This is a genomic window from Ramlibacter sp. (assembly GCF_036383835.1).
In the GTDB taxonomy this organism is placed as follows: domain Bacteria; phylum Pseudomonadota; class Gammaproteobacteria; order Burkholderiales; family Burkholderiaceae_C; genus Ramlibacter.
The window spans coordinates 1-10,638 of the sequence record NZ_DASVNN010000103.1 but is presented as its reverse complement, the minus strand read 5'-3'; the positions used below and the strand labels follow the sequence as shown (position 1 = coordinate 10,638).

11 protein-coding genes and 1 pseudogene are annotated in these 10,638 nt (G+C 69.6%); 4 read left to right on the top strand and 8 right to left on the bottom strand.

Annotation, left to right across the window (positions count from 1 at the left end; all coding sequences use genetic code 11):
• From VF522_RS16710 to VF522_RS16700, 3 genes are all read right to left on the bottom strand, one after another.
• The coding region (locus VF522_RS16710) for a DUF4347 domain-containing protein (RefSeq protein ID WP_330909424.1) at positions 1 to 924 on the bottom strand (924 nt) is incomplete at its 3' end.
• A 25-nt stretch (positions 925 to 949) separates the two neighbouring features.
• The gene (locus VF522_RS16705; protein ID WP_330909423.1) at positions 950 to 1,771 is read right to left on the bottom strand and encodes an efflux RND transporter periplasmic adaptor subunit; all 822 of its coding nucleotides are present in this window, start codon (positions 1,769 to 1,771) and stop codon (positions 950 to 952) included.
• A complete protein-coding gene (locus tag VF522_RS16700; RefSeq protein ID WP_330909422.1) occupies positions 1,768 to 3,255 on the bottom strand; it encodes a TolC family protein in 1,488 nt (495 codons plus the stop codon). Before VF522_RS16700 ends, VF522_RS16705 begins: the two co-directional genes overlap by 4 nt.
• Positions 3,256 to 3,536: 281 nt before the next feature.
• On the opposite strand from VF522_RS16700, the gene VF522_RS16695 reads away from it, so the two are divergent.
• The 3 genes from VF522_RS16695 (at position 3,537) to VF522_RS16685 (ending at position 6,396) form a co-directional block, all read left to right on the top strand.
• Positions 3,537 to 4,685: an alpha-hydroxy acid oxidase gene (locus VF522_RS16695; protein WP_330909421.1), complete on the top strand. Its 1,149-nt coding sequence runs from the start codon at positions 3,537 to 3,539 to the stop codon at positions 4,683 to 4,685.
• Between the two features lie 136 nt (positions 4,686 to 4,821).
• The gene (locus VF522_RS16690) at positions 4,822 to 6,057 is read left to right on the top strand and encodes a DNA polymerase IV (protein WP_330909425.1); all 1,236 of its coding nucleotides are present in this window, start codon (positions 4,822 to 4,824) and stop codon (positions 6,055 to 6,057) included.
• A 75-nt stretch (positions 6,058 to 6,132) separates the two neighbouring features.
• Complete coding sequence (locus VF522_RS16685) at positions 6,133 to 6,396, top strand: hypothetical protein (RefSeq protein WP_330909420.1); 264 nt, start codon at positions 6,133 to 6,135, stop codon at positions 6,394 to 6,396.
• 3 nt (positions 6,397 to 6,399) lie between these two features.
• Here VF522_RS16685 and queF read toward each other — a convergent pair whose 3' ends face one another.
• From queF to VF522_RS16660, 5 genes are read right to left on the bottom strand one after another with little or no spacing between them, the layout of a single operon-like run.
• Positions 6,400 to 7,242: an NADPH-dependent 7-cyano-7-deazaguanine reductase QueF gene (gene queF, locus VF522_RS16680; protein ID WP_330909419.1), complete on the bottom strand. Its 843-nt coding sequence runs from the start codon at positions 7,240 to 7,242 to the stop codon at positions 6,400 to 6,402.
• Positions 7,239 to 8,135 (bottom strand): alpha/beta hydrolase, encoded by an 897-nt coding sequence (locus VF522_RS16675; protein WP_330909418.1) that lies wholly within the window; start codon positions 8,133 to 8,135, stop codon positions 7,239 to 7,241. Before VF522_RS16675 ends, queF begins: the two co-directional genes overlap by 4 nt.
• Positions 8,132 to 8,995 (bottom strand): 2OG-Fe(II) oxygenase, encoded by an 864-nt coding sequence (locus VF522_RS16670; protein WP_330909417.1) that lies wholly within the window; start codon positions 8,993 to 8,995, stop codon positions 8,132 to 8,134. The genes VF522_RS16675 and VF522_RS16670 overlap by 4 nt, the downstream gene beginning before the upstream one ends.
• Positions 8,992 to 9,768 carry a peroxide stress protein YaaA gene (yaaA, locus tag VF522_RS16665; RefSeq protein WP_330909416.1) on the bottom strand — a complete coding sequence of 259 codons (777 nt, stop codon included), beginning with the start codon at positions 9,766 to 9,768 and terminating at the stop codon, positions 8,992 to 8,994. Before yaaA ends, VF522_RS16670 begins: the two co-directional genes overlap by 4 nt.
• 36 nt (positions 9,769 to 9,804) lie before the next feature.
• Complete coding sequence (locus VF522_RS16660) at positions 9,805 to 10,083, bottom strand: hypothetical protein (RefSeq protein WP_330909415.1); 279 nt, start codon at positions 10,081 to 10,083, stop codon at positions 9,805 to 9,807.
• Between the two features lie 82 nt (positions 10,084 to 10,165).
• Here VF522_RS16660 and VF522_RS16655 point away from each other — a divergent pair.
• Positions 10,166 to 10,638, top strand: a pseudogene (locus VF522_RS16655) (glutamyl-tRNA reductase); the annotation flags it as partial.

Below are 10,638 nucleotides of genomic sequence, written 5' to 3'. Positions count from 1 at the left end.
GGCATCGGCCACGATGTCGGTGTCCGACGCCTGCGCCTGGCTGTCGCCCTGCGGGTCCTTGGACGTTCCGAACATCAGCGGGATCCAGCCCGTGTTGCCGCCCAGGTTGATGGTGGCGAGCTTGCCTTCGTAGGCAGTGAGCGTCGCATCGCTCGCGAACAGCGCGGCCTCGACGGTGCCCGTCTTCTGCTCCAGCGTCCAGTCGCCGCCCCAGATGGCCGCATGGCCGGTGGTGTCGGTGCTGGCGGCCACGTCGGCGCCGGTGGCGCGCGACAGCGCCTGCACGAACGACGCGCCGGCGGCGCCGGCCGCGATGTCGCAGCCATACAGCAGGATGTCGCCATCGGCGCTCAGCGCATGGGCGATCACCTCGAGTTCCGCGGCATGGAACGCAAGCGCGGACTCGTCGAACGCGTTCCCGCCGACGATCAGCGTGCCGCCGGAGCCGTGGCTGACGATGTGGATCGCGTCCAGGTCGCGCTCGCCCTGCAGGCGCCCGGCGATCTGCGCGAAAGCATCGCGCTGCGGATCGAGCAGCACCACCTGCACGCCTTCGCGCACGCCGGAGACCAGCGTCTGCCAGGCGGCCACGGTGGTGTCGACGAACACGATCTCGCGGCGGGCGCCGTCGGCGGGCGCCGCGCCAGCGCGCGCATCGGTAGAGGCGGAAGCGTCGTTCGCGGTCGACGCCGTCGTCGCATCGGTGGTCTTGTCCACCGGCGAGGCGGCTTTCTCCACGACGCGCTCGAACACGGTGGGCGACAGCGCCGCGCTCGTGTCCTCGGGGACGGTCGCTGCCGCGGCGCCGTCGAACATCAGGCGCGGTTCCAGCGCCAGCAGTTGCGGCTTGCGCTTGCGGATGCCGCTGCCGGCCCCGTTCTTCTTGTTTTCGGGATCCGGACCGGGTCGGCGGCTCTTGTTCATTGCTTGCGCCCTCGCGGGCCCTGGTTCATGGGCTCGGCGGAGTCATGCTCACGCGGCCGCTCATGCCGGCCACGAGCTCGGGAAAACGGCCGTCGATGGTGGCCGTCAGCTTGATCGACTGGCTCACCGGGTCCACGCGCGCGCCGATGCGCTGCACCTTGGCGGGGAAGGTCTTGCCGGCTTCGTCGATGCTCACCTTGAACTGGTGGCCGGGCTTGAGCCATGCGAGCCAGCGCGAAGGCACCAGGAATTCGAGTTCCAGCACGCTGTCGTCGATGATTTCCAGCAGCGGCTGGCCGGGCTGCGCGTACTGCTGCTCGCGCACCTTCTGCTCGGCGACGCGGCCGCCGAAGGGCGCGGCGATGCTGCACTTGTTCAGCATGGTGCCCATGGCGTTCACCTCGGCGCGGTTCTTCGCGACCTCGGCTTCCGACAGGTCCAGCTCCACGCGGCCGATGGAATGGAGTTCGGCCAGGCGCGTGTTCGCCTGCCAGGCTTTCTCGGAGCCGGTGAGCGCGGCGCGCGCCTTGTCGTGCTGGGCGCGCTGCAGGCCGCAGTCGAACGCCACCAGCAGCTGGCCGGCCCTGAAGCTGCCGCCTTCGGACACCGCGATGCGGCTCACCTTGGCGCCGATCTCCGCGGCGAGCGTGGTGAAGCGGCGCGGCGCCAGTTGCGCGCGGATCTCGCGCGGGTCGCCGGCGGCGAAAGTGGGGGCCATCGCGACCGGCAGGGACGCGGACTGCACGCCGGCCGGCGGCAGCACGTTGGCCGGGCGCACGGGTTGCGGCGCCTGGGCACCGGCGGCGGCGGCAAACAGCGCCAGGCCGCAGAAAAGAGCGTGCTTCACGGCTTCTCCCCCTGCGTCTGGCGCAGGAAATCGCGGGCCACGCGGGTCAGGTCCTCCAGCGAGGCTTCCTGCACGCCCGGGATCTGCGGCTCGATGCCCAGCGTGGCCTGCAGCTTGCTCGCGGCGGAATGCGCCAGCGCCAGCGCCTGGTAGCGGCGCAGCATCGACAGGATGGTGGTCGTGTTGCTGGAGACGCGATCGAGCTTGCTCTGGGTCTGGGCCCGCTCGCCCGCCAGCACAATCCTGTTGATGCGGTCGTCGACCGACCAGATCGCGTCGGCGCGCTGGAACTGCTGGTAGGCCGCGGCGTACTGCAGGCGCGCGATGTGCACCTGCGCGAGCACGGCCATCTGCGTGGCGATGCGGCGCTGGTCCGCCACCGCCACGCCGGCGTCGGCGAAACGCTGCTGCGCGGGCGCCGACAGCAGGTTGATCAGGCTGAAGGACAGCTGGGCGGCGGCTTCGTTCCAGCGGTGGTGCACCAGGAAGCGGTCGTCGTCGTACTTCAGGTCGACGCCGAGGCTCAGGTTCGGGAACATCCGCAGCAGGATCTTGCGGCCCTCGAGGCGGGCGATCTCGGCGCCGTAGAACTGCTCGCGCAGGTCGGCGTTGTTCAGGACCGCCGTTTCCTCCATCTGCGCGACGCCCTGCTGCAGCAGCGCGCGATCGAGCGCGTCGCCCGGCTCGGTCACCTGCAGGTCCAGCGCCAGCGGCGCGTTCATCAGGTGCAGCAGTTCCACGCGCGCGGTGGCGAGGTCCTGGTCGATGGCTTCCAGCAGGCGCACGTTCTCCAGCACCTGGCGCTGGTAGCGCAGGCTCTCCAGCGGCGCGCGCACGCGTTCGGCTTCGGCCTTGCGGGCGTCGCCCAGCGCGTCCTCGGCCAGCGCGATGGCGGAGCGCACGTCCTCGCGCAGCTTCTGCGCGCTGGCCGCGCGCCAGAACGCGGTGCGCACGTCCTGGATCAACTGGTGCATGGCCCGGCGGCGGCGTTCGGCGGCGACCAGGGCGCGGTCGGCGTTCTGGCGGGCGTTGTAGTAGGACAGGCCGAAATCCAGGATGCTCCAGCTGAAGCCGAGGTCCATCGTGCGATGGTTGCGGTCCGAGGAGATCGAGGGGTTCGCCAGCGAGGGCGCGCCGGTGACGGAGTCGATGGCGCGCGTGGTGGGGAATTCGCTGCGGTGGTTGTAGCCGGCGGCCAGCACCGCCTTGGGCAGCATGTCGTAGTTGGACAGGTCGACCTGGCTGCGGGCCAGGGCCTCTTCCATCATCTTGACCCGTCGGTCCAGGTTGTATTTGAGGGCCCGGGCGACGGCTTCCTCCAGGCTGACCGCGCCGCGGATCGGCGCGACCCCCACGGCCGCCTGCTGCCGGTCGGCCCGGGCCTGCGACTGCACTTCCTCCATGGCGAGCGGACGCGGCTGGACCGCCGCGCATCCGGCCACCAGCACCAAGGCCGACGAAAGAAAAAGAGTTGCAACCCGCATTGGATACAGTTTCTTACAGATATTGCCAATCGCAATACCGCTATTCGACCAGCCAATACCGCTGGGCTGGCGGGAAGCGTCAGCGTGGTTAAGCAAATCACGTAGGAAACGCTTACTTAAGATTGATTGTCTAGTTGGGGGCCTTCCCTACCACCCCGACCGTGGCGTCGGCGGGACGTTCCGGGGCGGCCTGAACCGAATTCCGTGGCGCTTCAAAAATCTTCAAAGGGGCGCGCCCGGCCAGCCGCTACGATTCCGCGGCCAAGGACGAGGAGACCCATTTGCCAGTCATCACCAACATCGAGGACCTGCGCGTTCTCGCCCAGAAGCGCGTGCCGCGCATGTTCTACGACTACGCCGATTCCGGCTCGTGGACGGAGAGCACCTACCGGGCGAACGAGGCGGACTTCGACCGCATCCTGCTGCGGCAGCGGGTGGCGGTGAACATGGAAGGCCGCACCACCCGAACGACGATGGTCGGCCAGGACGTCGCGATGCCGGTGGCGATCGCGCCCACGGGCCTCACCGACATGCAGCACGCCAACGGCGAGATCCTCGCGGCGCGCGCGGCGAAGAACCTGGGCATCCCCTTCACGCTGTCCACCATGAGCATCTGCTCGATCGAGGACGTGGCGGAGGCGACCGGCCGCCACCCGTTCTGGTTCCAGCTGTACGTGATGCGCGACCGCGGCTTCATCGAGGCGCTGATCGATCGCGCCAGGGCCGCCAACTGCTCCGCCCTGGTGCTCACGCTGGACCTGCAGATCCTGGGACAACGCCACAAGGACCTCAAGAACGGCCTGTCGGCGCCGCCCAAGCTCACGCCGGCCAACCTGCTGAACATGATGACCAAGCCCCGCTGGTGCCTGGGCATGCTCGGCACGCAGCGCCGCCAGTTCGGCAACATCGTCGGCCACGTCAAGGGCGTGGAGAACATGGGCTCGCTGTCGGAGTGGACGGCCAAGCAGTTCGACCCGCGCCTGTCCTGGGCCGACGTGGAGTGGATCAAGAAGCGCTGGGGCGGCAAGCTGATCCTCAAGGGCGTGCAGGACATCGAGGACGCGAAACTCGCCGCCGCCTCCGGCGCCGACGCGGTGATCGTCTCCAACCACGGCGGCCGCCAGCTCGATGGCGCGCCCTCCTCCATCTCCGCCCTGCCCGCGATCGTCGACGCGGTGGGCGACCGCATCGAGGTGCACATGGACGGCGGCATCCGCTCCGGCCAGCACGTGCTCAAGGCGATGGCGCTGGGCGCGCGCGGCACCTACATCGGCCGCGCGATGCTCTACGGCCTGGGCGCCATGGGCCAGCCGGGCGTGGAACGCGCGCTGGAGATCATCCGCAACGAACTGGATCTCTCGATGGCCTTCTGCGGCCGCACGGACATCCGCAACGTGGATCGCAGCATCCTGTTGCCGGGGACTTTCTAGGTTCATCGTCATTCCCGCGCAGGCGGGAATCCAGGGCGTTGAAAACGGACGCCCTGGTTCCCCGCCTGCGCGGGGATGACGGAGCGCGCGGCACAATCACTGGGTGTCCATCCAGCGCCGCATCGCCCATCTCGACATGGACGCGTTCTTCGCGTCCGTCGAGTTGCTGCGCTATCCCCAGCTGAAGGGCCTGCCGGTGGTGATCGGCGGCGGCCGCCGCGAGGTCGACGAGCTGCTGCTCGAGCGCTTCGCCGGCCGGGCGCTGTCGCACATCCCGGTGGACGCCTTCCCGCTGCTGAAGGACTACGTCGGCCGCGGCGTGATCACCACCGCGACCTATCCCGCGCGCCAGTTCGGCGTGGGATCCGCGATGGGCATGATGAAGGCGGCGAAGCTGGCGCCCAACGCCATCGTGCTGCCGGTGGATTTCGACGAGGTGCGCCGCCATTCGCGCACCTTCAAGACCGTCATCCGCGAGATCGCGCCGCTGGTGGAGGACCGCGGCATCGACGAGGTCTACATCGACTTCACCGAAGTGCCGGGCGGGCAGCGCGAAGGCGGCCGCGTGCTGGCGCGCCTGATCCAGAAGTCCATCCACCAGGCGACCGGCCTCACCTGCTCCATCGGCGTCGCGCCGAACAAGCTGATCGCCAAGATGGCCAGCGAGTTCAACAAGCCGAACGGCATCTCGATCGTCTACCCGGGCGACGTGCAGACGAAGATCTGGCCGCTGGCGGTGCGCAAGATCAACGGCATCGGCCCGAAGTCGGAAGCCAAGCTGCACCGCCTGCACCTGCACACGGTCGGCGACATCGCGGCGCAGTCGCAGGAATGGCTGGTCGACAACTTCGGCCAGGCCTACGGCGCCTGGATGCACGATGCCGCCTGGGGCCGCGACGACCGCCCGGTGGTCACCGAAAGCGAGCCGGTGTCGATGAGCCGCGAGACCACCTTCGACCGCGACCTGCATGCCGTGCGCGACCGCGCGGAGCTCGGGGCCATCTTCACCGACCTGTGCGCGCGCGTGGCGGAGGACCTGCGGCGCAAGGGCTACGTCGGCAAGACGATCGGCATCAAGCTCCGTTACGACGATTTCCGCACGGCCACGCGCGATCATACGCTGGAACATTTCACCGACGATCCTGCCGTGATCCGCCGCGCCGCCGGCCTGTGCCTCAAGCGCGTGGACCTCGGCCAGCGCCTGCGCCTGCTCGGCGTGCGCGTGGGCAAGCTGGCGAAAGCCGACGCCGTGCCCGACAGCACTGCCCCTGCGACCGCGCCCGAGCACCAGGTCGCCGAGTTCACGCCCGACCTCTTCCACGGCGCGGACGGCGCGCCCGACTACACGCCCCCACGCTCTGCGGACAATTGACCCGTGCTTACGCGGAACTTACATTGATCCGCAAGAGGCCCCGCCCAAGCGCGGCCCCACCTGCGGAGAACGGCGATGAAGCTCGAGGAAATGCAGCGCATCAAGCAATGGCTGGTAGCGCACCAGCGGGAGCACCCGGTGGAGTACCACATCTGGGACGCCATGTTGACGCTCTGGCTCGCCGGCTGGGTGGGCTGGCTGCCGGCCTTCACCTTCGATGCGCTGTGGGCGGCGCCGCTGCTGGCGGTGTCGATGTCGGCGCCCACCCTGTACGTGGCCTGGCGCATGCGCGAGCACCGGCTGCGGCGCCTGCGCTGCGACTGGCTGTGCGCGCGCTGAAGCTTACTGGCGCGCCGTGCGCACGTTGGCCGGCAGGGCCATCGGGTGGCTGGTGCGCAGGGGATTGATGTCGAGCCCACCCCTGCGGGTGTAGCGCGCGTAGACGGCCAGCCGCGTCGGCCGGCATCGGCTCCAGATGTCCATGAAGATCCGCTCCACGCACTGCTCGTGGAATTCGTTGTGGTTGCGGAAGCTCACGAGGTAGCGCAGCAAGCCGCCCTGGTCGATCTGCGGCCCTGTGTAGCGGACCTGCACGCTGCCCCAATCGGGCTGGCCCGTGACCAGGCAATTGCTTTTCAGCAGGTTGCTGGTCAGCACTTCTTCGACCGGTTGCTCGCCGGACACCGCGGTCAGCAGGTGCGGCGCCGGCGTGTAGTCGGTGCATTCGATGTCCAGCCGGTCGAGGTTCAGGCCGTCGAGTTCCTGCACCGGCTCCTGGTCGAACAGTTCCGGCAGCAGCAGCCGCACGCCGATGCTGGAGGGCGCCGGCGCGCCGCGCCACACGGCTTCGCCGAGATCCGCGCGCAGGCGATCCCGCACCTCGTCGGCGCTGGCGAACACACTGTTGTTGAAGCTGCCCAGGTACAGCTTCAGCGACTTGCTCTCCACGATGTTGGGCGTCTCGCAAGGCACCGTGAAGTGCGCGATCGCGACCTGCGGCTTGCCGCGCGGATTGAGCCAGCTCAGCTCGAAGGCGGTCCAGAGATCGGCGCCGAAGAAGGGCGGCGCGCCCGTGATGCCGATCTCCTCGCGCTTGGGCGCGCGCGAGATGGGAAAGAGGATGCTGGGGTCGTAACGGTCCGCATACCGGACCGGCTTGCCCAGCTGCGACTGGTCGGGGCTCATGCCTGCGAGCCTAGCCGCAGATGCGGCAGCAGGGGCGCCAGCAGATGCTCGACCACGCCCGGCGGAAGGTCATGCCCCATGCCGGGAATGGCGACGAAGCGCGCGCCGGGGATGCGCCGCGCCGTGTCCTCGCCGCAGGCGATCGGCACCAGCGGGTCCTCGGTGCCGTGCAGCACCAGCGTCGGCGCCTGGATGCGCGCGAGTTCGCGCGCGCGGTCCGTGTCGGCGGCGATCGCCGCGAGCTGCCGCGCCGTGCACGAAGGCCGGTAGCCGCCGCGCCGCACCGACGCGAGGATGCGCTGGCGCAGTTCCTCCGGCGGCACCCGGTACTGCGCGCTGCCGATCGCCTCGAACAGCCGCACGTAATGCGCCAGCAGCGCCGGCTCGCCGTGGTCGCGCGGCCGGCTCAGCATCACCTGCAGCACGCGCGGCTGCGGCCCCGGCAGGCGGCGCGCGCCGCTGGAACTCATGATGCTGGTGAGCGAGAGCACGCGCTCCGGCGCGCCGATGGCCAGCCGCTGCGCGATCATCCCGCCCATGCTGGCGCCGACCACGTGCGCTTTCGCGATGCCCAGGGCGTCGAGCACGCCGACGGCATCGTCCGCCATCGCGGAGAGCGGATAGGGCGCGCGCACCGGCAGCCCCACCCGCAGCTTCAGGCTCTCCCACAGCAGGTTGGGCGCCGGCAGGTGCTCCAGCCGCGTCGACAGGCCGATGTCGCGGTTGTCGAAGCGGATCACGCGATGGCCGGCGTCGGCCAGGCCCCGCACGAACGCATCGGGCCAGGCCGTGAGCTGCATGCCCAGGCCCATGACCAGCAGCACCGGCGCCCCCCCGGCGCCCGGGCCCGTGTCCTCCACCTCGATGGACAGCCCGTTGGCCTCGACCTTCATTCGAAGCGGCGCTCGCGCAGCCACTTGGTGGCGATCCACTTTTCGCCCTGCAGCACCGGCGCGCCGCCGTGCAGCGTGCGGGTGGAAGGATGCGCGCGGTCGTAGCTGAAGAACACCGCGTTGCCGCGCTTGGGCGCGACTTCCAGGTGCACGTCGGGGAACACCGTGCCGCCGCCCTTTTCCGGTTCGGCGAGATACATCACCAGCGTGCCCACCCGCTGGCCGCCGCGCTTGAGGATGGTGGGCGTGCCGGGTTCGTTCGGGTCGAAGTAGTCGTAATGCGGCTTGTACTCGGCGCCGGGGCCGTACTGCAGGATCTGCAGGCCCTCGCCGTTCTCTTCCGGCCAGCGGACCAGGCGCGCGATGCGGCGCTCGATGCGCTGCACCAGGTCGTTCTCGCCGCGCTGGAAGAACATGCCGTTGCTGGTGCGGTCGGCATTGACTTCCTCGCCGCCGGTCTTGGTGGCGACCGTGAGCGAGCGCGCGAGCCGCGGCGTGGCCAGGGCGATCAGCTGCTCGCACTCCTCGCCGGACAGCAGGTTGCCGAACACCACCACGCGCGGGTTGTACATGGACTGCAGCACGCCCACGCGGCGGTCGCCGGCGTCGATGTACAGCGGCGACTCGGCGAGATCGGGATCGGGCACCGGCACGCCCGGCGGCAGGCCCTGCGCCACCGCCTGGCTTTCCAGGTGGCCGCGCAGCGTGGTCTCCATGGCATCGACGGCCACCTCTTCGGACCAGCCCGAGGCCAGCATGGCCTTGAGCACCGACTCGGCGCCGTGGCCGGCCTGCGCCTGCTCCACGATCCACTTGCGCAGTTCGGGCGTGACCTGCTGCTTCGATACCGTCGTGCTCATGCTGCCGTCCTGCGCCGGAACACCAGCCGCTCGGCTTGCGAGGCGGAGGCGTCGAAGGCATAGCCTTCGAGGTTGAAGTTCTCGAGCTTGCGCGGCGTCTCCAGCCGCTTGGTGATGGCGTAGCGCGCCATCAGGCCGCGCGCCTTCTTGGCCGAGAAGCTGATCACCTTCCAGCCGTCGCCGCGCCACTCCTCGAACACGCAGTCGATGATGCGCGCCTTGAGCGCCCGGCGGTCGACGGCGCGGGAATATTCCTGCGACGCCAGGTTGATCACCACCGGCGTCTTGTCCGCGGCCAGCAGCTCGTTGAGGTGTTCGGAAATGCGGCTGCCCCAGTGCTGGTAGAGGTTGCCGGCCGTTCCGACCTTCAGGGCGGTGCCCATTTCGAGCCGGTAGGGCTGCATCCAGTCCAGCGGGCGCAGCACGCCGTAGAGGCCGCTCAGGATGCGCAGGTGCTGCTGCGCCCACTCCAGGTCGGCGGGGGCGAGCTGGCGCGCCTGCAGGCCGTCGTACACGTCGCCGTCGAAGGCCAGCACCGCCTGGCGCGAATTGCGCGCCGTGAACTTGGGCGTCCAGGCCTGGTAACGCGCGGCGTTGAGGCCGGCCAGCGCATCGCTGATCTCCATCAGCGAAGACAGCTGCTGCGGCGACTTGCGGCGCAGCACCTCGATGAGGCGCACCGAATCCTCCGTGAAGGCCGGCAGCGTGTGCGGGACGTCGGGGACGGGCGACTCGTAATCGAGGGTCTTGGCGGGGGAGAGCAGGAACAGCATGGGCCGGCCGATTTTAGGAGCCCGCGGGCCGGCGTCCTAAGGGCGCCACGCGCGGGCCGCCAGCCACTGGCTGGTGGCGACGGCGGCCACCATGGCCGTGTAAGTGACCATCTTTCCGTCGCGTCCGTACCACCAAAGCCCGGCGGCGAGGACTCCCAGGCCGACGGCCACGTTGAGGATGAAGGGAAGCCACCAGCTGCGCGGCCCAGGGGCGCGCGGCAGGATGACACGGGCGGCAAGGGTCACCAGCAAGGCGACGGCCAGGGCGGGCGCCGCGAAGCTCAGCAAATGCCTGGCGAGGTCGAAAGGGCCCAATTCAGGTGCGGTTGATCTGGAGCAAGTGGAAAATGGACCCGCACTAAGTGCTTGATCTGGATCGAATTTTATAATTCGGCGCATGGCAGTCTGGACCCTGGGCATCAACCACACGACCGCACCGCTCGATCTGCGGGGCCGGTTCGCGTTCGCCCTCGACCAGATCGCGCCCACCTTGCACTCGCTGCGCGACAACGCCGGCGAGCGGCTCGGCCACGCGCCCGAGGCCGCGATCCTCTCCACCTGCAACCGCACCGAGATCTATTGCGCCGGGGCCCAGCACGACATCGACACCACGGTCGACTGGCTGGCCCGCTCCGGCGGGGTCGCGCCCGGCCTGCTGCGCAGCCACTCGTATCTGCTGCAGGACGCGGGCGTCGCCCGCCATGCCTTCCGGGTGGCGAGCGGTCTCGACTCGATGGTGCTCGGCGAAGCGCAGATCCTCGGCCAGATGAAGGACGCGGTGCGCGTCGCCGACCAGGCCGGCGCGCTGGGCGCCACGCTCAACCAGCTGTTCCAGCGCTCCTTCGCCGTGGCGAAGGAGGTGCGCACCTC